This window comes from Akkermansiaceae bacterium (genome assembly GCA_017798145.1).
Lineage (GTDB): Bacteria > Verrucomicrobiota > Verrucomicrobiia > Verrucomicrobiales > Akkermansiaceae > Luteolibacter.
This window is the reverse complement of the sequence record CP059069.1, coordinates 2,266,458-2,292,035: the sequence shown is the minus strand read 5'-3', so window position 1 is coordinate 2,292,035 and position 25,578 is coordinate 2,266,458. Positions and strand designations below refer to the sequence as shown.

General features: G+C 60.5%; 28 protein-coding genes and 1 tRNA gene. 11 read left to right on the top strand and 18 right to left on the bottom strand.

Going from position 1 to position 25,578, the window contains the following annotated elements; all coding sequences use genetic code 11:
- The first annotated feature begins 130 nt into the window (after positions 1-130).
- From HZ994_09770 to HZ994_09760, 3 genes are all read left to right on the top strand, one after another.
- Positions 131-622 (top strand): redoxin domain-containing protein, encoded by a 492-nt coding sequence (locus tag HZ994_09770; protein QTN32607.1) that lies wholly within the window; start codon positions 131-133, stop codon positions 620-622.
- A 303-nt stretch (positions 623-925) separates the two neighbouring features.
- Entirely contained in the window at positions 926-1,978 is a 1,053-nt protein-coding gene (gene recA / locus HZ994_09765; GenBank protein ID QTN32606.1) for a recombinase RecA, read from the top strand.
- Between the two features lie 864 nt (positions 1,979-2,842).
- Entirely contained in the window at positions 2,843-4,456 is a 1,614-nt protein-coding gene (locus tag HZ994_09760) for an amidohydrolase family protein (GenBank protein QTN32605.1), read from the top strand.
- Positions 4,457-4,495: 39 nt separating this feature from the next.
- On the opposite strand, the gene xylA is transcribed toward HZ994_09760, so the two are convergent.
- On the bottom strand, positions 4,496-5,803 hold the full coding sequence (xylA, locus tag HZ994_09755; GenBank protein QTN32604.1) for a xylose isomerase: 1,308 nt from the start codon (positions 5,801-5,803) through the stop codon (positions 4,496-4,498).
- A 102-nt stretch (positions 5,804-5,905) separates the two neighbouring features.
- Here xylA and HZ994_09750 point away from each other — a divergent pair, with 102 nt between their 5' ends.
- Positions 5,906-6,730, top strand: a complete 825-nt coding sequence (locus tag HZ994_09750; GenBank protein ID QTN32603.1) for a uracil-DNA glycosylase — start codon at positions 5,906-5,908, stop codon at positions 6,728-6,730.
- A gap of 4 nt (positions 6,731-6,734) precedes the next feature.
- Here HZ994_09750 and HZ994_09745 read toward each other — a convergent pair whose 3' ends face one another.
- The 7 genes from HZ994_09745 to HZ994_09715 all read right to left on the bottom strand — a co-directional run bounded on the left by HZ994_09745 (position 6,735) and on the right by HZ994_09715 (position 12,698).
- On the bottom strand, positions 6,735-7,550 hold the full coding sequence (locus HZ994_09745; GenBank protein ID QTN32602.1) for a TIGR00730 family Rossman fold protein: 816 nt from the start codon (positions 7,548-7,550) through the stop codon (positions 6,735-6,737).
- 95 nt (positions 7,551-7,645) lie between these two features.
- Positions 7,646-7,813 (bottom strand): hypothetical protein, encoded by a 168-nt coding sequence (locus HZ994_09740; GenBank protein QTN32601.1) that lies wholly within the window; start codon positions 7,811-7,813, stop codon positions 7,646-7,648.
- 82 nt (positions 7,814-7,895) lie between these two features.
- Complete coding sequence (locus HZ994_09735; GenBank protein ID QTN32600.1) at positions 7,896-8,552, bottom strand: hypothetical protein; 657 nt, start codon at positions 8,550-8,552, stop codon at positions 7,896-7,898.
- 149 nt (positions 8,553-8,701) lie between these two features.
- Positions 8,702-9,943, bottom strand: a complete 1,242-nt coding sequence (locus tag HZ994_09730) for a SufD family Fe-S cluster assembly protein (protein QTN32599.1) — start codon at positions 9,941-9,943, stop codon at positions 8,702-8,704.
- A gap of 48 nt (positions 9,944-9,991) precedes the next feature.
- Positions 9,992-11,434, bottom strand: coding sequence for a Fe-S cluster assembly protein SufB (gene sufB, locus HZ994_09725; GenBank protein ID QTN32598.1), 1,443 nt, complete (start codon positions 11,432-11,434; stop codon positions 9,992-9,994).
- Between the two features lie 46 nt (positions 11,435-11,480).
- The gene (gene sufC / locus HZ994_09720; protein ID QTN32597.1) at positions 11,481-12,233 is read right to left on the bottom strand and encodes a Fe-S cluster assembly ATPase SufC; all 753 of its coding nucleotides are present in this window, start codon (positions 12,231-12,233) and stop codon (positions 11,481-11,483) included.
- A gap of 39 nt (positions 12,234-12,272) precedes the next feature.
- Complete coding sequence (locus HZ994_09715; protein ID QTN32596.1) at positions 12,273-12,698, bottom strand: transcriptional repressor; 426 nt, start codon at positions 12,696-12,698, stop codon at positions 12,273-12,275.
- A 197-nt stretch (positions 12,699-12,895) separates the two neighbouring features.
- Here HZ994_09715 and rplU point away from each other — a divergent pair, with 197 nt between their 5' ends.
- Together rplU and rpmA are read left to right on the top strand one after the other, a co-directional pair.
- Complete coding sequence (gene rplU, locus HZ994_09710) at positions 12,896-13,207, top strand: 50S ribosomal protein L21 (protein ID QTN32595.1); 312 nt, start codon at positions 12,896-12,898, stop codon at positions 13,205-13,207.
- 24 nt (positions 13,208-13,231) lie between these two features.
- Positions 13,232-13,480, top strand: a complete 249-nt coding sequence (gene rpmA, locus HZ994_09705) for a 50S ribosomal protein L27 (protein QTN32594.1) — start codon at positions 13,232-13,234, stop codon at positions 13,478-13,480.
- A gap of 113 nt (positions 13,481-13,593) precedes the next feature.
- Here rpmA and HZ994_09700 read toward each other — a convergent pair whose 3' ends face one another.
- Together HZ994_09700 and HZ994_09695 are read right to left on the bottom strand one after the other, a co-directional pair.
- The gene (locus HZ994_09700; protein QTN32593.1) at positions 13,594-13,995 is read right to left on the bottom strand and encodes a DUF2452 domain-containing protein; all 402 of its coding nucleotides are present in this window, start codon (positions 13,993-13,995) and stop codon (positions 13,594-13,596) included.
- A gap of 101 nt (positions 13,996-14,096) precedes the next feature.
- Positions 14,097-14,795: a type II secretion system protein gene (locus HZ994_09695; GenBank protein ID QTN32592.1), complete on the bottom strand. Its 699-nt coding sequence runs from the start codon at positions 14,793-14,795 to the stop codon at positions 14,097-14,099.
- Positions 14,796-15,052: 257 nt separating this feature from the next.
- Between HZ994_09695 and HZ994_09690 the strand changes: the two genes are divergently transcribed.
- Both HZ994_09690 and ffh read left to right on the top strand, forming a co-directional pair.
- Positions 15,053-16,234 carry a polysaccharide deacetylase family protein gene (locus tag HZ994_09690; protein QTN32591.1) on the top strand — a complete coding sequence of 394 codons (1,182 nt, stop codon included), beginning with the start codon at positions 15,053-15,055 and terminating at the stop codon, positions 16,232-16,234.
- Positions 16,235-16,275: 41 nt separating this feature from the next.
- Positions 16,276-17,667 carry a signal recognition particle protein gene (gene ffh, locus HZ994_09685; protein ID QTN32590.1) on the top strand — a complete coding sequence of 464 codons (1,392 nt, stop codon included), beginning with the start codon at positions 16,276-16,278 and terminating at the stop codon, positions 17,665-17,667.
- Positions 17,668-17,676: 9 nt separating this feature from the next.
- Here ffh and HZ994_09680 read toward each other — a convergent pair whose 3' ends face one another.
- Together HZ994_09680 and HZ994_09675 are read right to left on the bottom strand one after the other, a co-directional pair.
- Entirely contained in the window at positions 17,677-17,973 is a 297-nt protein-coding gene (locus HZ994_09680) for a type II toxin-antitoxin system RelE/ParE family toxin (protein QTN32589.1), read from the bottom strand.
- Positions 17,970-18,194 carry an addiction module protein gene (locus tag HZ994_09675; GenBank protein QTN32588.1) on the bottom strand — a complete coding sequence of 75 codons (225 nt, stop codon included), beginning with the start codon at positions 18,192-18,194 and terminating at the stop codon, positions 17,970-17,972. The genes HZ994_09680 and HZ994_09675 overlap by 4 nt, the downstream gene beginning before the upstream one ends.
- Before the next feature lie 139 nt (positions 18,195-18,333).
- Between HZ994_09675 and HZ994_09670 the strand changes: the two genes are divergently transcribed.
- Positions 18,334-19,290, top strand: coding sequence for an alpha/beta fold hydrolase (locus HZ994_09670; protein QTN32587.1), 957 nt, complete (start codon positions 18,334-18,336; stop codon positions 19,288-19,290).
- A gap of 58 nt (positions 19,291-19,348) precedes the next feature.
- Here HZ994_09670 and HZ994_09665 read toward each other — a convergent pair whose 3' ends face one another.
- From HZ994_09665 to HZ994_09655, 3 genes are all read right to left on the bottom strand, one after another.
- The gene (locus HZ994_09665) at positions 19,349-21,553 is read right to left on the bottom strand and encodes a glycoside hydrolase family 81 (GenBank protein QTN32586.1); all 2,205 of its coding nucleotides are present in this window, start codon (positions 21,551-21,553) and stop codon (positions 19,349-19,351) included.
- A 100-nt stretch (positions 21,554-21,653) separates the two neighbouring features.
- Positions 21,654-22,127 (bottom strand): ISAs1 family transposase, encoded by a 474-nt coding sequence (locus HZ994_09660; protein QTN32585.1) that lies wholly within the window; start codon positions 22,125-22,127, stop codon positions 21,654-21,656.
- A gap of 31 nt (positions 22,128-22,158) precedes the next feature.
- Positions 22,159-22,335 (bottom strand): transposase family protein, encoded by a 177-nt coding sequence (locus HZ994_09655; protein QTN32584.1) that lies wholly within the window; start codon positions 22,333-22,335, stop codon positions 22,159-22,161.
- A gap of 237 nt (positions 22,336-22,572) precedes the next feature.
- Between HZ994_09655 and HZ994_09650 the strand changes: the two genes are divergently transcribed.
- Both HZ994_09650 and HZ994_09645 read left to right on the top strand, forming a co-directional pair.
- A tRNA-Arg gene (locus tag HZ994_09650) sits at positions 22,573-22,644 on the top strand.
- Positions 22,645-22,914: 270 nt separating this feature from the next.
- A complete protein-coding gene (locus HZ994_09645) occupies positions 22,915-23,277 on the top strand; it encodes a hypothetical protein (GenBank protein ID QTN32583.1) in 363 nt (120 codons plus the stop codon).
- A gap of 67 nt (positions 23,278-23,344) precedes the next feature.
- On the opposite strand, the gene HZ994_09640 is transcribed toward HZ994_09645, so the two are convergent.
- The 3 genes from HZ994_09640 to HZ994_09630 all read right to left on the bottom strand — a co-directional run bounded on the left by HZ994_09640 (position 23,345) and on the right by HZ994_09630 (position 25,509).
- Entirely contained in the window at positions 23,345-24,157 is an 813-nt protein-coding gene (locus HZ994_09640; GenBank protein ID QTN32582.1) for a hypothetical protein, read from the bottom strand.
- Between the two features lie 205 nt (positions 24,158-24,362).
- On the bottom strand, positions 24,363-25,037 hold the full coding sequence (locus tag HZ994_09635) for an alpha/beta fold hydrolase (GenBank protein QTN32581.1): 675 nt from the start codon (positions 25,035-25,037) through the stop codon (positions 24,363-24,365).
- Positions 25,038-25,119: 82 nt separating this feature from the next.
- Positions 25,120-25,509: a histidine triad nucleotide-binding protein gene (locus HZ994_09630; GenBank protein ID QTN32580.1), complete on the bottom strand. Its 390-nt coding sequence runs from the start codon at positions 25,507-25,509 to the stop codon at positions 25,120-25,122.
- Positions 25,510-25,578: the final 69 nt, after the last annotated feature.

Genomic DNA, 25,578 nt, shown 5'->3' with positions numbered 1-25,578 from the left:
TTCCTGCGGCTTCCGCCAGCGCACCGGCACCTATCCCCGCGCACGCTCGGGAAGGATTGACCCGCAGCGACTTGCACATAGATTGGGACATCCACTCCGGAGACAAACCACCAAACCACCACCAAACACCATGTCCATCAAAGCAGGCGACAAAGCCCCAGACTTCACACTCGTCACGAAAACCGCCGACGGCCCCAAGCTCGTGAAACTCAGCGATGAGATCGGCAAATCCAATATCGTCCTCCTCTTCGTGCCCATGGCCTTCACCGGCGTTTGCACTGCAGAGCTTTGCGACGTCTCCTCCGGGATCAGCGCCTACTCGGATCTCGATGCCAAGGTTTTCGCCATTTCCGGGGACAACCCCTTCGCCCAGGAAGCATGGGCGCAGAAGGAAAACATCACCGTCCCTCTCCTCAGCGATTACGAGCACTCCGCCGCCAAGGCCTACGGCGTCGCCTACGAGCAGTTCCTCCCCGAGGCCAACCTCATCATGGGCGGCGTGCCGAAACGATCCGCCTTCGTCATCGACAAGGAAGGCACCGTCCGCTTCGCTGACATCAAGGATCACCCCAAGGATTTGCCCGATTTCGTCGCTCTCAAGGCCTCACTTGCAGCCCTCTGAGAAAAATATTCGGTTAAGCAGACTTTATTGTTTACAAGTTCTTGATTTCTGGGAGATTGCTCTCGTCCTCGCTTTTGCAGGGGTGCTCAAGTCTTCCGGGGGGAAAGCTTGGATGCCCTGAGTCTGCGGGATCACTGCAAGGCGCGGATCTGGAAACGGATCCGCGCCTTCGTTTTTGTATCGCCTTGCTTCACCATGCCTTGGAAAACCCAGCCATGTAGGCTTGGCCTTGGAATTTAAATTTTTGTTCTAGCGAACATCTTTTTTCTTGCCGGATTCACCGTCGGCCTTCACATTCCGCGCATGGCTACAAAAACAGCGGCGGAAACAGCGGCAGCGGACAAACTCCAGGAAACGCGCAAGCGGAACCTCGATCTCGCAATCTCACAGATCCACAAGGAATTCGGCGAAACCGCCATCATGCGCATGGGCGACGAGCACCGCGTTGATGTCGATGTCATCCCGACAGGCAACCTCCTCATCGACCGCGCCCTCGGCGTGGGCGGATTCGCCCGCGGCCGCATCGTGGAGGTCTATGGGCCGGAATCATCGGGCAAGACCACCCTCACCCTCACCGCCATCGCCCAGGCACAGAAACGGGGCGGGCTGGCCGCATTCATCGACGTGGAGCACGCGCTTGATCCGCAATACGCCCGCAAGCTTGGGGTCAACCTCGATGATTTGCTCGTTTCCCAGCCGTCGTCCGGCGAGGAAGCCCTCCAGATCTGCGAAGCCCTTGTGCGCTCCAACGCGATCGATGTGATTGTGCTCGATTCCGTCGCCGCCCTCGTCACCAAACAAGAACTCGACGGCGAGATCGGTGACTCCACCGTGGGTGCCCAGGCCCGCCTCATGAGCGCGGCCATGCGCAAGCTCACCGCCCTCATCTCCAAGGCGAAGACCGTCTGCATCTTCACCAACCAGATCCGCGAGAAGATCGGCGTCATGTTCGGAAGCCCGGAGACCACACCCGGCGGTCGTGCGCTTAAGTTCTTCTCCTCCGTCCGCATCGATATCCGCCGCATCGGCCAGATCAAGGCTTCGGACGGCACGGTCATAGGCAGTCGCACCAAGATCAAGGTCGTCAAAAACAAGGTCGCACCGCCCTTCACCGAGGCGGAATTCGACATCATGTATGACGAGGGAATCTCCTCGACCGGCTCGCTGCTTGATCTCGCGCTGGAAATGGAAATCATCCAGAAGCGCGGATCATGGTTCTCCTACGATGGCGCCCAGCTCGCACAGGGGCGAGACGCCGCCAAGGACGCGCTCAAAGCGGATCCCGCTCTCTACGACGCCCTCGAGGCCAAGGTCAAGGAAGGCATGGAAGAGGCGAAGCTGAAGAAGAAAAAGTGAGACTGTGCGGGCTAGCCCGCACCTGACCGCTGCCAGTTCGTCCTGCGCGAGCCATTGCCGCGCTTATGGCGATCTTATACTGCGCGGATCGCCGCTGCGCCTCAAAGCGGCGCATGGTGGCACATGGTCGGGTGGGTGTTGCGTTAACAGTGGCTCCAGCTCATGTCCGCCGGTTCCGATCCGGATGGGTAGTACATGGCGGATTGCCGCCGTATGGGTGGGGAACAGGCTGGACTACCCATCCGATCATCACCGCGGCATCCAGACGAACCCGTTCACCAACTTCTCAGTCATTTCCTGGCGACCTGAGTCGAGGGCTGGTTGTTCCAAATGAAGGCAATCGCCTTCGAGCCATCGCTTGCCCCTGCGTGGTGAGGACTGCCAGGTTCCCGCTCGGGTTCCGATCCGTCGGCGTGCCGGGCGAAACCCTCGCCGACTCAAAGCGGCCATTGATGATCGCGCTCTCTGATTGGGCACGGGAAGTGGTTCCAAGAAGTGCTACGAAAAGCAGGACATCGTAAGTAGCTGCTTCATGGAATTTCAGTTAACTCATCTAAATATCTGGCAGAGCTTTACGTAGCCAGGATATTCAGTCGACAGAATGGACAGGGTGATCAAGCTGGGCAAAGAAAACCGCGAATGGGCGCGAGTTTCTTGAAATGCAGCCCCGGTTCCCACCTGATATGAACCTGAAACTCTCCAGACATCCATTCCTGGGAACCATATGTTCTCGATCCGCGTCCATTGGTGCTCATTCGCGGATGAAAAAATCCGTAATCGAGAGCAATTTCTCCCTAGCTTGGTCGCCCTGACATAATGGAGCCGACGAATTTCATCCGCCGCCACGCTCAAATCGCATCCGCCATGCACCCTTCACCGCTCATCCGCCGCCGCTGCATCTTGCGCGGCACTCACCTTCTCCTGCTCGTCCTATGCACGCTCGGATTGGCAGTGCCCCATTTCCACGCCCAGCAAGCAGCCAAGGAATCGGCACCGCCTGAAGACCTGCACATCTACCTGCTCATCGGCCAATCGAACATGGCCGGGCGCGCCGAGATCCCTGAGGACGCGGAGGACATCATCGGCCGCTGTTACCTGCTCAACGGCGAGGGCACATGGGAACCTGCGAGCAACCCTCTCAACCGCCATTCCTCGGTGCGCAAGGATCTCGCCATGCAGAAGCTCGGCCCTGGATACTCCTTCGCCCGCGAAATGCTCGCCAAGGACAAGGACGCCAGGATCGGGCTGATCGTCAACGCCCGCGGCGGCACCAAGATCGACGAGTGGCTCGGCAAATCCGAACTGTATTGGGGTGCGCGCAAACGCACCAAGGCCGCCCTGAAAGACGGCACGCTCAAAGGGATCCTCTGGCATCAGGGCGAAAGCGACATGAAAGCTCCCGAGGCCTATCTGGTGAAACTCCAGACACTCGCCGGCAACCTCCGCGCCGACTTCGGCGACCCCAACCTCCCCTTCATCGCCGGCCAGATCCACAAGGGGGACGCCATCAACGAACAGATCGCGAAACTCCCCGAGGCCACCCACGCCACGGCCGTTGCCAGCAGCGAGGGGCTCACCACCACCGACGGCACCCACTTCGACACGGAAAGCCAGCTCCTGTTGGGCAAGCGATATGCGGAGCAGATGCTCCGTGTGCAGGCCGCGCTTCCTCCCGCGCCGAAGCCGCCTTCCGACATCAGGTTCATCGATCCCCACGTCCACGCCATGTCGGTCACACCGCTCGGCCTGCGCGCCGTGGCGAAATGGATGGAGGAGCGTAACGTCGAGCGCTGCATCGTCAGCCCGCTCAACCACAAGGGCTCCCGCCCGCAGAACGAGGAGGAACACGCCGCGATGCTCGCCAATTTCCTGCCCTACAAAGGCAAGATCGACCGCATGGCCATCATCGATGCCGGTGAGGTGGAGACCGCCGCCCAAGCGGTCGCCATCCTCGAAAAGGAGAAAGCCGAGGGCGCGATCGCTTTCGGCGAGCATTACGGGGTCGGCCTGATGTTCGACGATCCGAAAAACCTGATGCTCTACGAGGCCTGCGAGAAGGTCGGCCTGCCGGTCATGTTCCACATCGACCAGAACAAGAACATGGTCGAGCCCGGGATGGCTCGCGTGGACCGGGTGCTGAAAATGTTCCCCAAATGCAAGGTCGTCGCCCATGCCTACTGGTGGCGGCAGTTGAAAGACGCCGACCGCCAACTCCAGGAACACCCGAACCTTTACGCCGACATGTCCGGACATGTGGTGGTGCAAGTCCTCAACCGCGACCGCAAGTTCGCCCGCGAGTTCCTGATCCGCAACCAGGACAAGATCCTCTGGGCCACCGACGAGGGCTGGTGGTCGTTCGGCAGCAAGGATCGCCAGATGAACCAGCACTACACCTTTTTCGAAAGCCTCGATCTGCCCCAGGAAGTGAGGGAAAAGATCTACCGCGGCAATGCGGAGAAGGTGTACGGACTCAAGTAGCGGGAACATCGCTCCCCGGGCTGCGGGGAGCGAGCAGGATCAGATGAACTCGTTGACGAGATTCTCCAGCATTTCCTGGCGACCCGAATCGAGCGTAGGCTCGCCGTTGGAGAGGGCGTAGGCGCTGACTTCCTCGAGCGTGACCTTTTTCCCGGCGATCTTCGCGCCGATGCCGGTCGTCCAGCTCTTGTAGCGGTTGGCGACGAAGTCCGCGAGGCGGCCGTCCTCACGGATCGCGGCGGCGATCTTGAGGCCGCGCGCAAAGGCATCCATCCCGCCGATGTGGGCGTGGAAGAGGTCGGAAGGCTCGTGGGATTCGCGACGGCGCTTCGCGTCGAAGTTGAGTCCACCGGTGGTGAAGCCGCCCATTTCCAGGATTTTGAGCATGATCTCGGTGCAGAGATAGATGTCGGTCGGGAATTGGTCGGTGTCCCAGCCGATGAGCTCGTCGCCTTGGTTCGCATCCACCGAACCGAGCGCGCCGGCGTCGATGGCCACGGTCATTTCGTGGAGCATCGTGTGGCCGGCGAGGGTGGCGTGGTTCGTTTCCAGGTTCAGCTTGAAGTGATCCATGAGGCCGTATTGGCGGAGGAAATTGAGGCACGCGGCGGAGTCGGAATCGTATTGGTGCGTCGAGGGTTCGCGCGGCTTCGGCTCGATGTAGAACTGGCCCCTTGAAACCGATCTTTTCGCGTAATCCACAGCGAGGTGGAGCAGGTTCGCGAGGTTGTCGAGCTCGCGCTTCATGTCGGTGTTGAGGAGCGTGGAGTAGCCTTCGCGGCCGCCCCAGAAAGTGTAGCCCTCGCCGCCGAGCTTCAGCGTGCCGTCCATCGCGGCCTTCACCTGTGCCGCGCCATAGGCGAAAACGTCCGCGTTCGGCGAGGTGCCTGCGCCCTGCGAGTAGCGCGGGTGGGAGAAGAGGCAGGCGGTGCCCCAGAGCAGCTTTTTCCCTGTGGATTGCTGGAGGCCGAGGAGGTGATCGGTGACCTTTTCGAGGGCGGCGTTGGATTTCGCGAGGTCGCCGAGTTCGGGGGCGATGTCGCGGTCGTGCCAGCAGTAGTAATCGATGCCCGTTTTATCCAAGAACTCAAAGAAAACGTCGGCGCGCCTGAGGGCGTTGTCCACGGAATCGCTCTGGTCATCCCATGGCATCAGCGCAGTCGGGCCGCCGAAGGGATCGGAGAGGCCGTTGCGCATCACGTGCCAGTAGGCGGCGGCGAAGCGGCAATGGTCTTTCATCGTCTTTCCAGCGACGATTTCATCGGGATTGTATTGCTTGAACGCGAAAGGATTTTTGGATTTCGGGCCCTCGAACTGGATTTTGGGGATATCGGGAAAAAACGACATGAAACGGGTCTATGGGGTCGGGCAGGCGGCGGCAAGTGTGAAAAAATGGCGATTGCGAGACGCGGGGTTGATTCGGAAACCGCGGCCACCTAAAAAGGCTGTGTGTCCCGCCCCGTAGATGCTGTGATCGAGTTCCTGGAAGCCGAAAAGGCCCGGGGGCGGAGCCATGTATTCCTGGACAATGTTGCGCGGGAAGGGCTGCGGGAGCTTTTCATCCGGGCGAGGAAGCCTGCCGTGGCAAGCGCAGCTCCGGAGGCGGCTACCGTCATCCAGGCACAGACAGCTGTCGTTTCCGGCGGGAGCAAGGCCGAGCAGCTCACCGCCCTGCGCGGCCAGGCGGAGAACTGGGCACCCGCCCGTTCTCTGGGTACGCTGCGCGACAAGATGGTTTTCGCAACCGGCAGCCCGGACGCGGATATCATGCTCGTCGGCGAGGCACCGGGCCACAACGAGGAGAAAGAGGGCGAGCCTTTCGTCGGGCCCGCCGGGCAGAAGCTCAATGACATCCTCAAGGCGATGGGGCTTAGGCGGGAGAATGTGTACATCTCAAATCTCGTGAAATTCCGCCCCGCCCTGCCCCGTCAGACGACGAACAACCGCAAGCCCAGCGCCGAGGAAATGGCGGCCTGCCTGCCGCTGGTGCTGGCGGAAATTTCCGTGGTGCAGCCGAAGCTCATCATCGCGCTCGGCGGGACGGCGGCGGAGGGACTCATCGGGCTGGAGGGAACGGTCGGTTCGATGCGCGGGAAATGGCACGAGGTTTGCGGGATCCCGGCCCGGGTGACCTACCACCCGAGCTATCTGCTCCAGAGCGGCGGCTCGAACGACGTGAAGCGCGCCCTCTGGGAGGACATGCTCGCGGCGATGGGGATGCTCGGGATGCCCATCTCCGAAAAGCAGAAAGGATATTTCCTGCCGAAGGCGTAAGGTCTCAGACCGTCTGCTCCCCGAGCACGGGAATGGGCTTGGGCACCTTTTTCCGGCGTAGCCCGAACTGCCTGACCGCGTGGCGCTGGAGGTGCGCCTTTGCCTCCTCCACGCTGTCGGTGAAAAAGATCAGGTCCGGATCCTGCGGGCTGATCGTCCCCTCCTCCGCCATCCTGTAAACGAAGTCGATGAGCGGTTGGTAGAAATCCTTGCCCATGACAATGATCGGAAAGTTCTTCAGCTTGCCGGTCTGGATGAGTGTCATGGTCTCAAACATCTCGTCGAGAGTGCCCGCGCCGCCTGGCATGACGATGAAGGCGTAGGAGTATTTCACCAGCATCGTCTTGCGGGTGAAGAAATACCGCATGTCCACCGAACGCTGGACGTAGGGGTTCACATGCTGCTCGAAAGGCAGGATGATGTTCACCCCGATGGATTTCCCGCCCGCCTCGAAGGCACCCTGGTTGCCCGCCTGCATGATGCCCGGGCCGCCTCCTGTGAGGACAGTGAAGCCCAGCTCCGCGCAGGCCTCGCCCATTTCTCGGGCAAGTTCGTAGTAGCGGGTGCCCGGTTTGGTGCGGGCGGATCCGAAGATCGTGACACAAGGCCCGGCGAAATGGAGGATGCGGTAGGCGCGGATGAAATCCAAACCGACCCGGAAGAGGGAGATGAAATCCTTGATGCGGCCACGCGGGCCGGCCAGCCATGAACTCTCCGCCGTCTCGAGCTCGAAGACCTCCTGTTCGCGGATCTCCTGCTCTGTGATGTTGTGTTCGTCTGTGACTTCCGGGCAATCCGGGCAGGCCTTTGGTTTGCTCATCTGCCTTTCACTACCATGGGCGATGCAACCATGGCAAAGGATAAACCGGGCGCAAGCCGGGCTTCACGGCCACGTTCGCAACAAGAAGGCGGTTCTCAGTGGCGCACCTTGGCAAGCGCCGCATCCTTCGCGCGTGTCGGGGCGGCCTTGGCGGCTTCCTGGCCAACGCGCTTAAGCAGGGCGATGAGTGAGGCGGTGATGAAATATTCCTTGAGAAGGGCTTCGCGGCTCTCGCCGTTCTTGGTTTTGCGTACGATTTTCATGGGATGATTTTTTCAGGGTTCACGCCTCTTGTCAGGCGTCACATGGATAAGCGGCGCACGGACGGGATTTATTCCCTATTTCTCAGTTTTCAGAGTAATGGGTGTTAACAAGTCTCCGCGATCCCGGTTTCGCGGTGATGATGACCTTGAGGGATTTTCCCCCGCCTGAATATTCGAGGGTGCATACCGTCGTGGAATTCAAGTTCATCGATGAGCTGGAATTGCTGCTCAGTCCCAGCGACGTGGCCTGCGTTTCGTAGAATGATTTCAGGTCATCCACAGCCATGGCGCTGTTGCCGGAAAATTGTCCGGAGAACTGTCCGTCGGAATCGCTTTGGAAAAGGCTGACGGCATCGCTCAGGTCGTCCGGCTTCGGCACCCATGCGGGCAGCTTGGAGAGATCCGTGGATCCGATGGTGGTGATGTTCCCGTTCTCATCGGTCACGCTGATTTTCCCTGCGGCGATGTCTTGGTAGGAAAGGGTCATCTCTTTGCCGTCCTTGGTGCGTATGGTCATCGTGCCCTTCGCATCGTCCTGGGAAACCCTCGATAGCTCCGGGGACATGGAAACGATCATTTCCGCAGCGGATTTTTCCGGGTTTGCAGTGAATTCCCTGAGTTTTTCCATCCCGGCCTTGGCAATGAGAATGCCTGCGATGATGGCGATGGCCAGCAGGCCCCCGCATCCGATGCCGACCCATGCCATGGCGGGCATCCCTTGTTTGGCAGGGGCAGGCATGGACGACGGTTGAAGGGCGGGTGGCTGTTCCATGCTTCAAAGGAACAGAAACGGCGAAGCCACGCAAACGGGAAATGAAACCCGGATTGGCAGCCCCATTCCTTGCGACAAAAGTTCGCCCGGGATCCCGGAAAACATGCAGGGGCCGCCTAACGGACGCGTGCGAATTTCTCGTCGATGAATCTCAGAACGAGGGCTTCGGTTTCCTCGTCCCCGAGTCGGGAGACGGCTTCCACCGAGTAGCCGCGGGCGATGAGTTGGCGGGCATGGTCGGGGGCTATGCCACGAGCCTGGAGATAGAAGATCTCATCGTCCGAAATCTGGGCGGATGTGGAGCCGTGGGAGCACTTGACCTGGTCTGCGTTGATCTCGAGGCCGGGCATGGAGTTCGCCTCGCAATCGTCGGTCATGAGGAGGTTGCGGCAGGTCTGGTAGGCGTCGGTATGGTGGGCGTTCTCGTCCACGGAGATGAGGCCGGAGAAGACCGTTTTCGAGTGGCCGTAGAGGGTGTTCTTGTAGAGGAGGTCGGAGTAGGCGCCTTCGGAAACATGGTGCTGGAAAGTGCGCTGGTCGTATTCCTGCTCGCGGTCAGGGATGCTGACGGAGAGCATGTCGGAGTGGGCGCCGGGGCCTTCGAGGCGGGACATGGATTCGTTGCGCGCCCATGCCGCTCCGGTGTTGAGGATGAAGGCCTTGGTTCTCGCATCGCGGGCTGTGGAGGTTTCCTTGATCGCGATCATCCGGGAAACCTCGTTGAGATACTGGATGGAGATGTAATCGAGCGCGGAGTTTTGGCCGGCGTAGAGATCCTTGTAGCCGATGGCGAGGCCGGGGGTGGTGTCGTCGGCGGAGCGGAAGATGTCGATGACGCGGACTTTCGAGGATTTTCCGGTGACGATGAGTGTGTGCGGGAAAACGGTGGTTTCGCCGGAGAGCCAGTGGTGGACTTCGATGCTGCCTTCGACCTCGGTGTTGTCGGGGATGTGCACGAAGAGACCGTTTTTCACCGAGGCTTCGTGGAGTGCGGAGTATTTCGCGGAGCCGAGGCGGTTCTCCTGTTTCATGAAATGCTCCTCGACCAATTCCGCATGCTGTTCAAGGGCATCGGCAAGGGGCAGGCAGATGACGTTTTGCGGGAGGTCGCTTGCGGAAGAGATGAGTGCGTCGTTTAGGAATACGAACTTCGCGGCGGGATTCTCCAAACCGGTGGAACGTGCGATGAGGGCTTGGGGATCTGCGGTGGACACGCCGCCTGAAGGCAGCGCTCCGAGCTGCTTGATGTTTGCGAAGCGCCATTGCTCGTCACCACGTTTCGGGGTGGGGGTGGCTTCGTAGCGTTGCTTTGCATTTTCCTGGCGGGCTTGGAACCAAGCGGGGAGGGTGGAGGTCATGGAAGAAGTGGTCAGTGGAAAGTGATCAGTGATCAGTGGAAGAAAGGATTACCCAACGCTGCCTTCCATTTCGAGGTCGATGAGTCGCTTGAGTTCGACGGAGTATTCCATGGGGAACTCGCGGACAAGGTCGTTGATGAAGCCGTTCACCGCGAGGGACATGGCCTGGCCTTCGTCGAGGCCGCGCTGCTGCATGTAGAAGAGCATTTCTTCGGAGACCTGCGAGACGCTGGCCTCGTGCTGGGTGGCGTGCTTGTTGCCTTTGACGGTGATGGCCGGGTAGGTGTCGGTGCGGGAGTTGCTGTTGATGAGCAGGGCGTCGCACTCGGTGTTGTTCTTGCAGCCCTTGAGGTGCTTGGGGATGTGGACCTGGCCGCGGTAGGTGGAGCGGCCCTGGCCGACGGAGATGGATTTCGAAACGACGTTTGAGGTCGTGTTGTTGGCGGCGTGGATCATTTTCGCGCCGGTGTCCTGGTGCTGGCCGGTGTTGGCGAGGGCGATGGAGATGACCTCGCCGCGTGCTCCTTCGCCTTTCATGACGACGCCGGGATATTTCATGGTGAGGCGGGAGCCGATGTTGCAGTCGATCCAGCGGACTTCCGCGTCTTCCATGGCGATGCCTCGCTTGGTGACTAGGTTGAACACGTTCGACGACCAATTCTGGACGGTGATGTATTGGATTTTCGCACCCTTGAGCGCGACGAGTTCCACGACGGCCGAGTGAAGGGTGGCGGTCTCGAATTTCGGTGCCGTGCAGCCTTCCATATACATGATCTCCGAACCCTCGTCGGCGATGATCAGGGTGCGCTCGAACTGGCCGAAGGATTCGGAGTTGATGCGGAAGTACGCTTGCAGGGGCTGCTTGAGCTTCACGCCTTTCGGGATGTAGATGAAGGAGCCACCGGAGAAGACTGCGCTGTTGAGGGCGGAGAACTTGTTGTCGCCGGTGGGGATGACTTTTCCGAACCATGGGCGGAAAATTTCCTCATGCTCCTTGAGCCCCTCTGCCGAGGTGACGAAGATGACGCCCTGCTTGGAAAGCTCCTCCTTCATGTTCGAGTAGGCGGCTTCGGAGTCGTATTGGGCCTCGACGCCTGCGAGGAAACCGCGCTCCTGCTCGGGGATGCCGAGGCGTTCGAAGGTTTCGAGGATTTCCGGAGGAACCTCATCCCAGGTGCGCTTCGGCTTCTCCCCGTCGGAGAGGTAGTAGCGGATCTTGTCGAAGTGGATGTTGTTGAGATCCTCGGTGGCCCAGTTGGTGGGCATGGGCTTGCTTTCGAAAACGGCGAGCGCCTTGTGGCGGAACTCGCGGACCCAATCGGGATCCTGTTTCACATCGCAGATGTAATCGACGGTTTTGGAGGAAAGCCCCCATCCGGCGTCGAACTTGTTCCGCTCGGGGAAGGTGAAGTCACCCTTCGTGCGGTCGATGTTGATGGCGTCCTTGGTGTCCGCGTCGAGGACGGCGGTGGCTGTATCTTCTGTAAACATAAGAGAGTGGTCAGTGAAAAGTGAGCAGTGATCAGTGGGAGATCACTTATGCGAGTGCGGGTTCCTTGAGGAAATCGTAGCCTTTTTCCTCGAGTTCCAGGGCGAGTTCGGGGCCGCCGGATTTCACGATGCGGCCTTCAGCCATTACGTGGACGTGGTCGGGCTTGATGTAATCGAGCAGTCGCTGGTAGTGGGTGATGAGGAGCATGCCGCGGTTGGCGGAGCGCATTGCGTTGACGCCCTTCGCGACGATCTTGAGCGCATCGATGTCGAGGCCGGAGTCCGTCTCATCGAGGATGCAGTATTTCGGATCGAGCATGATCATCTGGAGGATCTCGTTGCGCTTTTTCTCGCCTCCGGAGAACCCTTCGTTGACGGCGCGGCCGGTGAATTTGCGATCCATTTCCAGGAGATCCATCTGCGCGTAGAGGTGCTTGTAGTATGCGACCGCGTCGATCTCCTCGCCTTTTGGAAGGCGTGCCTGCAGGGCGGCGCGTATGAAGTTGGCGTTCGAGACACCGGGAACCTCGTTTGGGTATTGGAAAGCTAGGAAAATCCCGGCGCGCGAGCGTTCGTCGATCGACATTTCGGAAATGTCCACCCCGTCCATGGTGATGGTTCCTGCGGTCGGGATGTAGGACTCATGGCCGGCGATGACCTTCGAGAGGGTCGATTTGCCGGAACCGTTCGGGCCCATGATGGCGTGGATTTCACCGGCGGGGATCTCAAGGGTGACGCCCTTGAGGATTTCGGTGCCGTTTTCGAGTGTGGCGTGGAGGTCTTGGATGTGGAGGCTCATGTGTGTGGAAATTCTAGGTTCTAGATCGTAAACTCTAAGCTAGGAGGCGGCGAGTTGGCCGCGGAGGGTGATTTCGATGTCCTTGATGACGGTGTTGGGAGGGAGGTCGAGGATGTCGGTGAGGTTGATGCCGGGCTTGAATTTCACGTCGTGGATCGTTCCGGTCGTTTCGTCGTGAAAGTGCCCGTGCTCGTCAAGGTTCGGGCAGTAGCGGGAGGGTTCGCGGTCGAAGTTGACCTGGCGGATGATGTGGTGGCTGACCAGGGCTTCGAGGCAGTTGTACACCGTCGCGAGGGAAACGTTGGGAAGCGCTTCCTTGATGCGCATGAAGACTTCGTTGGCCGTCGGGTGGGTGCGTTCTCCCATCAGAAAACGATAGACTTCCTGGCGCTGGCGGGTCATCCGCAGGCCGTTGATCTCCTCCGGGATGTCTGCGGGATCGATATGTGGCGCTTGAGTTGTCATGACGGGGGAACTTAGAATCATTCCTGATTGGATCAAGAACAATTCCAATTATCTGTATTTGAAGTGTGATCCGACATCCTGTGGCAGGCTTGCGGGGAAGTTTTTAGAAACCGTTCAAAAAATCCTTGCAAGGGGGGAGGATACGTGATGGATTCCCCGCCCGCCCGCTGGCGGGCAAACTTTTCCCTAATCCGGCCATGGCCTACGCAGTAATCAAAACAGGCGGTAAACAATACCGCGTCCAAGAAGGCGACAAACTCGATGTCGAGAAGCTCGATGTCGAAGTCGATACCGAAATCGAGTTCACGGAAGTCCTGCTCCGTGGCGAAGGTGACAGCATCACGGTTGGCGCCCCGTTCATCGATGGTGCGGGTGTCAAGGCGAAGGTCATCGACCAGTTCCGCGGACCGAAGGGCATCGCGTTCAAGTTCAAGCGCCGCAAAGGCTTCCACAAGACCAAGGGCTTCCGCCGCCACATGACCAAGCTGGAGATCACCTCCATCGGATAATCAGAATTCCAACCACCTAATCTCATGGCCCATAAAAAAGGACAAGGATCCGTCAAGAACGGACGCGACTCACGCAGCAAGCGCCTCGGCGTGAAGAAATTCGGCGGACAGGCTGTCATTGCCGGCAACATCATCATCCGCCAGCGCGGCACCAAGGTGCATCCGGGCGTGGGTGTAGGCTGCGGCAAGGATCACACTCTTTTCGCGCTGACCGACGGCCAGGTGAAGTTCGACCGCGAAGGCGGACGGGTGAACGTGGTGGCTGCGGTCTGAGAGACCTAAGATTTCAAGGAGCCTCCGGATGAAATACCGGGGGCTTTTTTGTGTGGAGACCAAGGGTCGAGCGGCGGGTCGCCGCTTTCAAGGCATGCCGCGGGACGCGGCAGCTACGTGCCGAACAGGCTGCGCTGGTCGATCTCCCCGGATATGTCCTCAAGTTTCCATTGCCTGTCCACGTTCAGGCGAACTGTGGCGAGGTGCTTGTGGTGCCATTGGTCCGGGGCGATCATGGAGAGCAGCTTGCGGCCGCGGACTTCGTAGAGATGGTAGGTCTGGCCAATGATGGGCTCGAAGTTGATATCGGCCTCGTAGATCAGCTTGTTCCAGTTGAAGTGGTCGATGGCCGCGAGATAGGTCTCGCGGATTTCGGTGAGTTTCTGCTGGAGCTCGCGCTCAACTTCCGAGATGCCGCGTGACTTGAAGGAACTCAGGTCTGTAGGGATGATCTTGGGGCTGAGGGTCGAGACCGGATACGGCATGAATGCCTGTGAGAGTTTTCCTTCTGACATGTCTGAATGGTGCTGGGCTTGCCTTCGGCGAGGAACGTGACATCTGCAAACAAAAAAACCGGACGCCCTCCTGGACGTCCGGCTTATGAGTGCGATGGCTATCAGTTGCCGACCAGTGGCTTGACGATGGTAGGTGTCACGCCGGTTCCCCAGATGGTGTCGGCTCCGGTATCGAGGAGCTTCTTGCCACCACCGAGGAGGGCATCGCCTGCTGCATTGATGTTGAGCACGGAAACGCTCTTGTCAGCGCGGAGGGCGACAGCCTTCTTGTCGAAGGGATCGGGGTTGAACTTGTCCGTAGCCTCCTGGAGGGGGGTGACCACCATGACACGGGACGAGTTGCCGGCCGTGCTGAGGCCTTTGTTGCCGTTCATCACGTACCCGAAGCCGTTCTCACGGGCTTCCAGGCAGTTGACACCTGTGAAAACACCGTCCGGCTTTTTGGTGAAACCGGTTTTCACGTAGAAGATCTCCTCGGACTCGACGAGACCGCCGATGAAGAACTGGCGGAAGTAGCCGTTCGAGCTGCTGGTATCCGCCGTCTGGGTTGCATCCGGGAAGTTAGTTTCTACATCCGCTTGGGTGACGGCGTCCGGGAAAGTCCCGTACTCCTCATCGAAGCCGATGAATGCGTAGTAAAGCTGGCCGGCGTTGGAAATCGCGGTCGCTTGGTCTGCTTTCTTCTTCTGGCGGATGATCATCGGCACCGAAAGGCTGGCCAGGGATGCGATGATGACGATAACGACGAGTAGCTCCACCAGGGTGAAGCCGCGTCTTGCTGTTTTTACGTTGGTTTTCATTGTCTTGTATTATCTATGTTTGGTTTTTTGTATGATTGGGCGTGAGCCCGGTTTGGATTCCAAGGGCGTATTGGCGCCCGAGGTTCTGGAAAGATAGAATCCGGACTGGGGGAAGCAAGCGATTTCTTTGCGATTCCTGCGGCAATCCGAAGCAGGGCGCGCAGCCCTTGTTTCCGGGGAAAACTTGCGGAGCTTTCGCGTGGAGGGGTGCCCGTTTCGATTGCACCGGGCGGATTCCCGGCTAGGATGGGCGGCAGATGAAGTTACCGAAGGTGATCACCATGGCATTGCCCCTGCTCGCCCCCTGCCTGCCCTGCGCGGGGCAGGACGGCGAGCCCCCCGCCCCGGCCGCACGGCCTGCCGTGAGCCTTGGCGTGCCGGATGACGGGGTGCGCGTGTCGGTGCTCGGCTACCATGATTTCTCGGAGAATGAGAGGGAAACCGCCATGCGCATACGCACCTCCAAGTTCCGCAGGCAGATGGAGCTGATCCGGGAACTCGGCATTCCGGTGATCCCGATGGCGGATTTCACCGCTTGGAAAGACGGCGCAAAGGAGATTCCGGACAAGTCCATCGTCATCACGATGGATGACGGCTGGAAATCCGTTTACACGGATGCCTTCCCCATCCTGCGGGAATTCAACTACCCTTTCACGCTCTTCCTCTACAAGGACTACGTCGATGGCGGCGGCAAGGCGCTGACCACGGCGATGATCGAGGAAATGATGGCCAACGGAGCCACCATTGGAAGCCATTCCGTGACCCATCCTTTCCCCCAGACGGTGAAGGCGAACCGCAAGCGCGGTCCGGAAGCTTTCGATAGGTTCCTCCAGACTGAGATGGGGGATTCCAAGGCTTTCCTTGAGCGGAAGTTCAAGGTGCAGGTCGGCACCTTCGCGTATCCCGGCGGCTATTTCACCGAGGAGATGCTGACCAAGGGCGGCGAGGTCGGCTACACCCACCTGTTCACCGTGCAGCCGGGCAAAGTGAAGCGCTCCGTGCCGAACAACGTCCTGCCGCGCTACGTTATCTTGGGAAACTACGACAAGATCTTCGATTTCGCCACAAGCTTCCGCGAGGCCCAGTCCAGCCAGCCAGGGGCGGCGGGTTCCGAGCTGGTCAAAGAGCTGCCGTTTCCCGTGGAGCCACAGCCGGGCGCGATCATCAACTCCCGCTTGCCGGAAATCTCCGTGGATCTCTCGACTGCGGAAAACATCGATCCAGCCACCCTGAGAATGCAGGTCGCCGGCTTCGGCGAAGTGCCGGCGAACTACGCCAGCGAAGGCAAGCTGTTCTCCTGGCAGGTCAACCGCCGACTCCGCCAGCCCGTCTGCAATGTGCAGGTCACATGGAAAACCACCGACGGCAAGGAAACGGAGACCCCGCTGAAATGGGGCTTCCAGATCGACCGTGAGGCGGCGTATCTGCCCGACGAGTGATTTGAAGTTTGAGATTTGATTTTTGAGACTTAGCCTCCGGCATGTTTTCAGCCCTCAGCGACAGCCTCGATAAGACCTTCCGGAACCTCCGTGGGGTCGGCAAGATTTCCGAAGACAACATCACCGACGCCCTGCGCGAGATACGCATCGCCCTGCTTGAGGCGGATGTGGAGTTCGGCGTCGCGAAAAACCTCATCGCCCGCGTCAAGGAGTCCTCGATGGGCGAGGACGTCCTCAAGTCGATCAAGCCCGGCGAACAGATCGTCAAAATTTTCCAGGATGAGCTGACCCGCGTCCTCGGCGGCGACAACGTCCCGCTCGATCTCAATCCACCCGCCCGCATCCTCATGGTCGGCCTCAACGGGGCGGGAAAAACCACCACCTCCGCGAAGCTCGCCCGCCGCCTGAAAAAGGAAGGCCGCCGCCCGCTCCTCGTCGCCTGCGATCTCTACCGTCCCGCCGCCATCGACCAGCTCGTCACCCTCGGAGGCCAGATCGACGTGCCGGTTTTCGCCCCGGAAAAAGGCGAGAAGGATCTCATCAAGGTCGCCCGCGAAGCCATCGCATACGGTGAAAGGGAAGGGGCGACCGTCCTCATTTTCGATACCGCAGGCCGCCAGGAAATCGACGAGATGCTGATCGAGGAACTGAAGAAACTCAACGACTTCATCAAGCCCAAGGAAACCCTCCTCGTCGCCGATGCCGCGACCGGCCAGATGGCCGTTTCCGTCGCCACCCATTTCGACGAAGCCGTTGGCATCACCGGGATCGTCCTCACCAAGCTCGATGGCGACGCCCGGGGCGGCGCTGCCCTCTCCATGCGCGAGGTCACAGGCAAGCCGATCAAATACGCGGGCGAGGGCGAAAAGCTCGACCAGCTCATGGAGTTCCACCCCTCCCGCATGGCCGACCGCATCCTCGGCATGGGCGACATCGTCAGCATGGTGGAAAACGTCGCCGACAAGGTGAACGAGGAGGACGCGATGCGCTCGATGAAGCGCATGCAGCAGGGGAAATTCGATTTCAACGACTTCCTCGACCAGATGAAGATGATCCAGAACCTCGGCCCGCTCGAAGGCTTGCTCGGGCTGATGCCGGGCTTCAGCAAGATCAAGAAACAGCTCCCCGCCGGAGCGCTGGACAACAGCAAGCTCAAGCGCACCGAGGCCATCGTCCTCTCCATGACCCCCTACGAGCGTTCCCGCCCGGAAATCATCAAAGCCTCCCGCCGCCAGCGCATCGCCGCCGGATCCGGCACCTCCATGGTGCAGGTCAACCAGCTCATCAAGCAATTCGGCGAGATGCGCAAGATGATGAAATCCCCCGGCAAGATGAAGAACATGATGAAGCAGATGGGCGGTGCCGGAGGCATGGGCGATATGATGAAAGGCCTCGGCGGCATGGGCGGAAAAGGCGGAAAATTCCCTTTCTAGGAGAACGTATTAAGCATCCTTTCGCCAAGACTCCGGCTTACGGCTGAGGTGAAACACGGAAGTGACGATGACCCTGCCGTCCTGAACCCGGTAAATGATCCCAAAAGGAAACCTTCTCAGGAGAAACCTTCTGAAGTCCTGATCCAACATCCCCCATGCTTCGGGGTAACCCATGATCAGATCCATGGCGCTTTCAAACGCATCCAGGAATTCATCGCCAAGCCCTTCGGCACATCCGTTGTAAAATTTCGCGGACTCCTCCAATTCGGCGGCAGCCGGGGCGAGGAGGAGATATCCCGGTTTCATTTCCCGAGGGCTGTACGAATGGCCGCCAGAGTTTCCCCGCCATCGACCGCTTGAATCCGTCCCGCTTGGTAAGCCTCGAAGCGAGCCTTCGCCTCATCGAGCCACTCCTCCTGAAAAACGATCCTTTTGCTTTCGAGGCTGACCAGAAGCCGCTCGGCAAGAACCGCCCGCTCCGCTTCCGGCAAGACCATAGCCTCTTTCTCGATCAGGATTGCTTCCATACATGTGATCTAGCACATCGAGCGCCGTTGGGCAATCCGGCATTCGGTATTCAGCCACTCCTTGCCCTTGGTGCAAATTCACGAACGGGGCGGTCGATAATTCCTTGTCAGCGATCCCATGGTGCTAGGCTGTAGGCGCATGCCACTCATCGAAAAATCCACCTACCACCCGCCCGCATGGCTGCGGGGCGGCCATTTCCAGACCGTCCATCCGGTTCTTTTCCGAAGGATCGCAACGGTGACGGATCGCCCCGAGCGGCTGGAGCTGGAAGACGGGGATTTCCTCGATCTCGAATGGGCGGGCGGGCGCGGCCAACGCCTCGCGATCCTCTCCCACGGCCTCGAAGGATGCTCGCGGGCGACCTATGTGCAGGGCATGGCACGCGCCCTAGTGAAGCGCGGCTGGGATGTCCTCGCATGGGCTTTCCGGGGCTGCGGCGATGAGCCGAACCGTCTCGCCTCATTCTACCACAGCGGCAAGACCGAGGATCTCGATGCGGTCATCCGCCACGCGATGAAGACACATCCTGCGGAAAAAACCGACCTCATCGGCTTCAGCCTCGGCGGAAATCTCACGCTCAAATACGTCGGCGAGCGGGGAGGGGAGATCCACCCCAAGATCAGCCGCGCCGTCGCGTTCTCCGTGCCATGCGAGCTGGCCTGCTCCTCCGCCAAGCTCGCGGAATGGCAGAACCGCATCTACATGGAGCGCTTCATGAAATCCCTGCGCGCTAAGGTGAAGGGGAAGCACCGCCTGTTCCCGGAGGAGATCGATCTCACCGGCGTGGACGGGATGAAAACCTTCGCGGAGTTCGACGACCGCTTCACCGCTCCCCTGCACGGCTTCGCGGATGCGGAGGATTACTGGAAACGTAGTAGCTGCCGCCAGTTCCTCGCAGGCATCGCCATTCCCACACTCCTCGTCACCGCCCAGAACGACCCCATCCTCGGCCCCGCCTGCTATCCCCGCGAGGAGGCGGAGGCGAGCGCGTCGCTTTTCCTGGAAACGCCCGCCGGAGGCGGCCACGTCGGCTTCGGAACCGGTTGCGAATACTGGTCGGAAACCCGCACCGCGGAATTCCTCGGCGTTCCCTAGGGCTTGCGCCTCTTCTTGGATCCGGACGAGGGCAAGCCAGCCGCGGGCCGGGAGGGCGCTATTTTCCGGAAACCGTGAGCCCGCCGGGCGCGGCATCGAGGACGGTGCCGTCGGAAAATGTCACCTTGAGCGGCTTTGCCCCGAAGTGGTAGGCGGCAAAGGTGGTCTTGCCGCCTTTTGTGAACGCCGCCGCGAACGGGTGATCCGCGACAATCCCGGCGGAGGGGAGTCCGAGAGTGTGGAGGGTGCCGATCCAGTGATCCATGAAGGCGTGGGTGTTGCCGCCCTCCAGCGAGCATTGCGGGTTCGCGTCGAGATGGGCCGCCGCCCTCCCGGGATCGGAAAGCGCACCGAACATGACGACGAGATCGCCCCAGCCGTTGTTGAGGTCGGCGCCTTTTTCCCGGACGGCGACGATGCGGTCGTAGTTGCGTTTCACGTAATCCGGATGCCTGCCCATGTAGGTGGAGGCGGGTGTGAAGGGCAGCCAGTTGATGCCGTGGATGCAGTCGATGTCCCCGGAAAACCAGGTGGCGAAGGCGCCCTTCCCGCCCCAGACCATGCCGAGCGCGACCTGCGGGAAATCCACGGGGAAATTCGTTCCCGAGACATCAAACCAGTATTCCTCTACGGCGGTGCGCTCGGTGTTGAAGAGAAAGATCCCTGCATCCCGGATCTGCGCATCCCCCATCGCCTCGCCCCAGAGCATCATGCCGTACCACGCGTTCATGGATTCGGAGGAGGATTCCTGGTTGTTGCCGTCGGCGAATTTCGCGTTTCCGGAGGCCCAGGAATGGCCGGCGTACCTGTCGAAGCAGCGGATGTGGGGGAACATGGCGTCCGCGCGGTCGGGCGAGGCGATGTCGCGGATCAGCAGTTCGACCATGGGTCTCCATTTCCCCGCCCATGCCTTGTCGGTGCGGGCGATCTCGGCCGCAGCGCGGATGAAATAGCCGTAGTGGAAATGGTGGTCGTTGATGGATTCGTCGCTGCCGTAGGAGGGCTTGCTGCCGATGAGGGTACGCCAGTTCGCGTCGTAGTAGAAAAGCGGGGATGCCTCGCCGGGCGAGGCGGTGAACCAATCCTCAAGGCGGCGCTTGATCTCGTTGGTGAAAGTTTTCCGGATCCCCACCTCGCCCGCCGCTTCCGCGATGCCGCTGAGCGTGGCGAGCCGTCCCAGGTATTTCCCGTCCCAATAGGTGTCCGCGAAAGGGGCCGGCTTTTTCGCGGCTTCCTCCCGGAGGTAGGCGAGAATGCGCTCGCGGTTCCGTATGCCCTGCGGCGGCAACATGGGCAGCACTCCGTGGATGGGGGTTTCCGTGGAGAAACCCTCGCAAATGGCGACCTTCATCTCGCCACGCACGGAGGGATAGGAGATCCCTGTCAGATCCGCCCTCGAGTATTTCCACTGATGGGGGTAAAGTGCGGTGATGGTGCCCTTTTCCCCGCCTTCCCATCGCTTCACGGAAAAGGAATAAATTGCCTTCACGCTGCCGGATCCCACCTCATGGGTGAGCCTCGTATCCGTCACGTGGTTGTAAGCGTGGCGGCGGAACAGGGCGAGGGTCTCCGGCTCCGCATCCGGAAGGACGGCGATGGAGAAATGCGGTTTTGTCGTCCTATTGGTGAAAACCTCCCCACCAAGGCCCTCCCAGGTGCTGCCGCCCGCGCCGAACAGGCCGTAGTGCCTGCCCTGGACGGTGATGCCCAGCACAGGGTCGTTTTCCGAACCGGACCAGAGCCGCGGCTTTTCCGGGAAAACCAGCCGCGGCCCACCACCCCCGTAGAGGCAGAACACGAACGGGCTGCCGTGGCCGAAGGAGGTTTTCAGCGAGGCTTCCCCATCGCGGAAGGCGGCGGTGACGAACCAGTCGGAATGGCCGTCAGCCTCCGCCGAAGGAAACTTCCCCGAGGCGCTGTGGGATATGACGAAGTCGCCGGACTTGGACACCCCCGCGCCCATGATCGCGTCCTTGGAGGAAGAAATACTAGATCCCACGTAGGTCACGGCGAGCCCCCGCGGGGTGGCGACCATGCCCAGGGGATGCGCGAACAGGTTGCTGGAAAATTCCTCGAACAGCAGGGAACTCCACCATTGGTTCGTGAGGGGCGCGCCTTTGTAGGAATCCGTCCTGTAAATCCTCGCGGGCAGCGCCTTGCAATCCGCTGGCCGCTCCGTGGCATAGCTTCCCGTGCCAACGGCCACCGTTTCCGCCAGGGCGGGGCAAACGGCCAGGGTGAGGATCACGGCGTGTTTTTTCATGGTGGGACGGGGCACATGCAGGCGGTTGTTCCGATCTAAGGTTTTAATTTGAGTGCAGTCAATGATCTGGGGTCTTCCTTGCAGGGCAACCGCATTTAGGTTATTCGGAGGAAGATTGCGAGGCGTGCCGGATTGAGTCCGGCGGCGAGGCGCTTTGAACGATCCGATTTCCCCGCAAGTTCGCCGCTTGTTTGCAGGAGGTTGTGGCCCAGCCGGCGCAGCAGCCAATCCGCCCGGCATGGGCGATGGCCACCGCCGTGCGGTGCTGGCAACCCATCGCATCCAGGCTCACCACGCAGCACTTCACATCAAGCTGGGCCAGGAGCTTCGGCACCGCGGTGATCTCGTTGCTCTTTTCGGCGACTGCCAGCTGCCCGAGGGTGATGCCCCGGCTTCCCGCCCGGGCGCTGATGACATGCAGGGCCTTTTTCCCGCCCTTCGTTCCGCTGCGACGCAGGGTCTTGCCGTCGATGGCGATCAGCTCGCCCGCCAGTACCGGGCAGCGCGAGGAAACCAGTCCGACGAAGCATTCCGCGAAAGGGCTGCGGATCGATGGCGGCGAAGACCCGCGCATAGCTGTCCGCCGATGGCAGGCCGTTGGGCGGCTAGAGGCGGGAGCGCAGCCAGTCCTCCCTCTCGCGGCTGAACACGGCGATGTCCTCAAGGCCGTCCATGCCGCTGATCGTCGCGGCCAGTGCAATGAAGGGAAGGGGATTTCGCCAAAGTGATGCCTTGCGGGCAGGGCTCTGGCGGGGATCGGGGAGTTTGCGGAAGGCGTCCAAGCAGTCGGGAAAGCCTTCACGGTCGCGGTTTCGATTGTTGTTCCAAGCCATCCGGCCCGCTCACGGCATCCGCCCGGAAAGGCCCAGCGCTTGTTTGGAATCTAGATCCGCTTGCCCTGGTTTTCCTTGTCCTTCCGGAACGCGCCATCAGTCACCTGCGGGATCTCCTTTGCGCGTCTCCCCGCCTCTTAGCGCTTGCGCCCGGTCTCCAGGAAGGCTAAGCATTCAGCCCCTTCCGGTCCCGTAGTTCAACGGATAGAACAAGAGTTTCCTAAACTTTAGATACAGGTTCGATTCCTGTCGGGATCATTTCCAATACGGAGAAGGGGACGGCGTGCCCAATCGGTATCGCATCCCCTTTGCAGATGATGGGGCAAGAGCTTGGCTTGCCAAAGGGGATGCAATCCCACGCATGGCTTTCGTCCGGCGGAATTCCGAGGGCTTGGAGTTACTCTTCGGGCAGGATTTGAACCGCTGTGATTTCAGGAAAGATGCGGCGCACGTGAAATAATTTGCGCGGCTCTGAATAAATCCGCGCGGGGGGGGGTCGAAGCTTGCGTAACCGAAAATTACGAAACCATGAAAAAACTAATCACAGCAATCGCCATCGGTGCTTTCACTTTTGCGGGCACCGCCATCCAAGCAGAAGCCAACCCGTACGGTGGCCGCGGCTACCATGCGCCGCAGAGCACGGTCTATGTGAGCGGATATCGCTACGGTCGCCCGGTTTACACCGAGAAATATTTCGTCGGCTATGACCGCTGCGGGAATCCGCGCTTTGCCTACCGCACGGTGTCCGCGCCGGTGCGCCACTATCCGCAGCGCTGCGATACGCGCTATTCCGGCCATGGCTACAGCCAAGGTTACGGCCAGCACAGGGGCTACTACGACAACCGCCGTAGTTCCGGGACGAGCGTGAGCTTCAGCTTCGGGCGCAGGTAGGTTTCCGGTGCAAGTTGTGTGTGACAAGGCTCCTTGGGGTGAAAGCCCCAAGGGGTCTTTCCCGTGTTCAGAGCGGACGGCCGTAGGTGTCACAGCGGTTGTGCCAGCCCTCGCGCCAACGGGCTTCGCCGCGCTCCGGCGGCGAGTTCGCGATGCGGCGGGATAGGGCGCGCTTCGCGGACGCGGCGAATTCCGTGGCGGCCGCGGGACCGGAGGAAACGTTGTTCATGCCACCGAGCACCTGCATGAGGCCCCAGCCCTGGCCCTTGTATCTTTCCGAGACCTGGGTGCCGTCGCCCTTGAAGTTCACGTAGTCGATCAGGGCGTAGGTGCCCTGCGGGGTGGTGGAGACCTTTTGGTAATTCGCCTGGATCTTTGCGCGCTCCGAGACAGGGGCGGCGGCGAGGATTTTCGGCAAGGCCGCGCGGGAGCGCATGATGATGAAATCCGTCTGCAGGCCGACGGTGGATGCGAGCCAGTTGCGGAGGCCGGTCATTTCAGGTGATCCGGTTTTCGCGAGGAACTCGGCGCGCGAATTCCATGGCGCGTCGGGGAGCTGGGCGATGGCCGGGGGAGTCACTCCCTTTGCTTTGGCGTAGGAAATGAAATCCGGCCAGCTTTCCTTGAAGCGGCCGTTGAAGCCCGCCGGATACCAGATGAAATGGCCGATCCCGAGGGAGGGGAATTCCTCGCCAACGTTCCATGCGGTGAGGCCGGCCACGGTGCCGCCGGATTCGTTCTGCCAGATTTTTTTCCCGATGGCGGCTTTCTGGGCGGCGGTGAGATTCGAGGCCGGTAGGTTTCCTCCGGCGGCCGGAGGGTTGCCCGGCGAGCACGCGGTCAGCAGGGCGGCGAAGGCGAGGATGGGGCGGATCTTCATGCCGCAGTTAAAACTTCAATTTCCAAAATTCAACCTTCAATGAAGAGGGGGAGAATCACGGGATGATGATACATGAGGCCGATACGCCTTTCACCAGGTGGTAGGGGGCGCCAACGCGGCGGTTGCCTTGGTTCCGGCGAAAAGCTGATCCGGAAGTTCCAAGGTCGTCTTCGTATGGTGGCCGACATGGGTTCATGGGTAACTGTTAGGATCCCTGCCCGTCGGTGACCAGCTGGCGCTCGATGTCGTCGAGCACGGAGGGGGTGTGGAGCATGAGGGGATGGAGCGCGACCCTGAAGGATTTGTTTTCCGCGCGCTTCCAGACCGAGGAGGAGGTGGGCAGGATGATCAGATCCATGGGGGTGCGGTAGGAGACGACGGGCATGTCGCCGAGGGCGCTTTCGGTTTCCTCCAGGCCGCGCAGGAACTCGCTGCCCGGCTGCATCTGGCGCGCGCCTTTTCCGGGGAAAACGTAGGCCATGTTGGTGCCGTGGTGCGGGGATGATATGGTGATGAAGGCCTCGCAGCGCTCCGCGCCGCCTAGCTGCTGGAGGTAGTGCCGGGAAACCAGTCCGCCCATGCTGAACGCGACGAGCGCGAACTTTTCCTCCGTGCCGAATTCCTTTTCGATGTCCGCCTTCAGGTCGGCGGCAAGGTGTTCCAGCCCGTTGCGCCCGTCGTTCGGCTTGAGCTGCGGGACCAGGCATCGGATGCCGTGGGTTTCGAGCCGTTTCTTGAGTGGATCGAAGGCCTTGCCGTCCTCAAGGATGCCGTGGACGAGGACGACCTTGTCGTAGCGCGGCTTGGCCGGCTGGTAGTGGCAGGAAACGGCTGTCGCGAAGATGCCGTTGAAGAGCAGGAAGAAGCGCGCGGTGATCATGGAAACTTTAAATTTGGAACTTTAAACCCCAACTTCATGGATGCCCCGTTCCCTGAGGTTTCAAGTTTGGGGTTTGGAATCTTCAGCCGGGCGGCCATCCGAGTTGGCGGCCGCCGAGGAGGTGGACGTGGAGGTGGGGGACGGTTTCCCCGCCGTGGGGGCCGTTGTTGATGGCGATGCGGTAGCCGGTCTCGGCGATCCCGAGGTCGCGGGCGATCTTGGCGGCGGTGAGCAGGAGGTGACCCAGCGTCGCCTGATCATCCTGGGTCGCCTCGCCGATGCGTGGGATGGGCTTGGCGGGAACGATGAGGACGTGGCTGGGAGCCTGCGGGGAAATGTCCCGGAAGGCGGTGCAGATATCGTCGCGATGAATGATTTCGGCGGGGATTTCCCCTTCGCGGATTTTCTCGAAAAGTGTCTTCACGGCGCGGCAACAATGGCAGCGGTGCGGACATTCCGCAAGACCCGCCATGGATGGGCTGGCGCAGCTCCGACATTCGTGCCGGAAAAGATGGATTCCCCGCAGCGGCGCATGTAGACA

What these genes read in the sequence shown, in the direction of transcription:
- HZ994_09770 (QTN32607.1), top strand. Translation starts at nt 131, where the DNA reads ATGTCCATCAAAGCAGGCGACAAAGCCCCAGACTTCACACTCGTCACG.
- recA (QTN32606.1), top strand. Translation starts at nt 926, where the DNA reads ATGGCTACAAAAACAGCGGCGGAAACAGCGGCAGCGGACAAACTCCAG.
- HZ994_09760 (QTN32605.1), top strand. Translation starts at nt 2,843, where the DNA reads ATGCACCCTTCACCGCTCATCCGCCGCCGCTGCATCTTGCGCGGCACT.
- xylA (QTN32604.1), bottom strand. Translation starts at nt 5,803, where the DNA reads ATGTCGTTTTTTCCCGATATCCCCAAAATCCAGTTCGAGGGCCCGAAA.
- HZ994_09745 (QTN32602.1), bottom strand. Translation starts at nt 7,550, where the DNA reads ATGAGCAAACCAAAGGCCTGCCCGGATTGCCCGGAAGTCACAGACGAA.
- HZ994_09740 (QTN32601.1), bottom strand. Translation starts at nt 7,813, where the DNA reads ATGAAAATCGTACGCAAAACCAAGAACGGCGAGAGCCGCGAAGCCCTT.
- HZ994_09735 (QTN32600.1), bottom strand. Translation starts at nt 8,552, where the DNA reads ATGCCTGCCCCTGCCAAACAAGGGATGCCCGCCATGGCATGGGTCGGC.
- HZ994_09730 (QTN32599.1), bottom strand. Translation starts at nt 9,943, where the DNA reads ATGACCTCCACCCTCCCCGCTTGGTTCCAAGCCCGCCAGGAAAATGCA.
- sufB (QTN32598.1), bottom strand. Translation starts at nt 11,434, where the DNA reads ATGTTTACAGAAGATACAGCCACCGCCGTCCTCGACGCGGACACCAAG.
- sufC (QTN32597.1), bottom strand. Translation starts at nt 12,233, where the DNA reads ATGAGCCTCCACATCCAAGACCTCCACGCCACACTCGAAAACGGCACC.
- HZ994_09715 (QTN32596.1), bottom strand. Translation starts at nt 12,698, where the DNA reads ATGACAACTCAAGCGCCACATATCGATCCCGCAGACATCCCGGAGGAG.
- rplU (QTN32595.1), top strand. Translation starts at nt 12,896, where the DNA reads ATGGCCTACGCAGTAATCAAAACAGGCGGTAAACAATACCGCGTCCAA.
- rpmA (QTN32594.1), top strand. Translation starts at nt 13,232, where the DNA reads ATGGCCCATAAAAAAGGACAAGGATCCGTCAAGAACGGACGCGACTCA.
- HZ994_09700 (QTN32593.1), bottom strand. Translation starts at nt 13,995, where the DNA reads ATGTCAGAAGGAAAACTCTCACAGGCATTCATGCCGTATCCGGTCTCG.
- HZ994_09695 (QTN32592.1), bottom strand. Translation starts at nt 14,795, where the DNA reads ATGAAAACCAACGTAAAAACAGCAAGACGCGGCTTCACCCTGGTGGAG.
- HZ994_09690 (QTN32591.1), top strand. Translation starts at nt 15,053, where the DNA reads ATGAAGTTACCGAAGGTGATCACCATGGCATTGCCCCTGCTCGCCCCC.
- ffh (QTN32590.1), top strand. Translation starts at nt 16,276, where the DNA reads ATGTTTTCAGCCCTCAGCGACAGCCTCGATAAGACCTTCCGGAACCTC.
- HZ994_09680 (QTN32589.1), bottom strand. Translation starts at nt 17,973, where the DNA reads ATGAAACCGGGATATCTCCTCCTCGCCCCGGCTGCCGCCGAATTGGAG.
- HZ994_09675 (QTN32588.1), bottom strand. Translation starts at nt 18,194, where the DNA reads ATGGAAGCAATCCTGATCGAGAAAGAGGCTATGGTCTTGCCGGAAGCG.
- HZ994_09670 (QTN32587.1), top strand. Translation starts at nt 18,334, where the DNA reads ATGCCACTCATCGAAAAATCCACCTACCACCCGCCCGCATGGCTGCGG.
- HZ994_09665 (QTN32586.1), bottom strand. Translation starts at nt 21,553, where the DNA reads ATGAAAAAACACGCCGTGATCCTCACCCTGGCCGTTTGCCCCGCCCTG.
- HZ994_09660 (QTN32585.1), bottom strand. Translation starts at nt 22,127, where the DNA reads ATGCGCGGGTCTTCGCCGCCATCGATCCGCAGCCCTTTCGCGGAATGC.
- HZ994_09645 (QTN32583.1), top strand. Translation starts at nt 22,915, where the DNA reads ATGAAAAAACTAATCACAGCAATCGCCATCGGTGCTTTCACTTTTGCG.
- HZ994_09640 (QTN32582.1), bottom strand. Translation starts at nt 24,157, where the DNA reads ATGAAGATCCGCCCCATCCTCGCCTTCGCCGCCCTGCTGACCGCGTGC.
- HZ994_09635 (QTN32581.1), bottom strand. Translation starts at nt 25,037, where the DNA reads ATGATCACCGCGCGCTTCTTCCTGCTCTTCAACGGCATCTTCGCGACA.
- HZ994_09630 (QTN32580.1), bottom strand. Translation starts at nt 25,509, where the DNA reads ATGGCGGGTCTTGCGGAATGTCCGCACCGCTGCCATTGTTGCCGCGCC.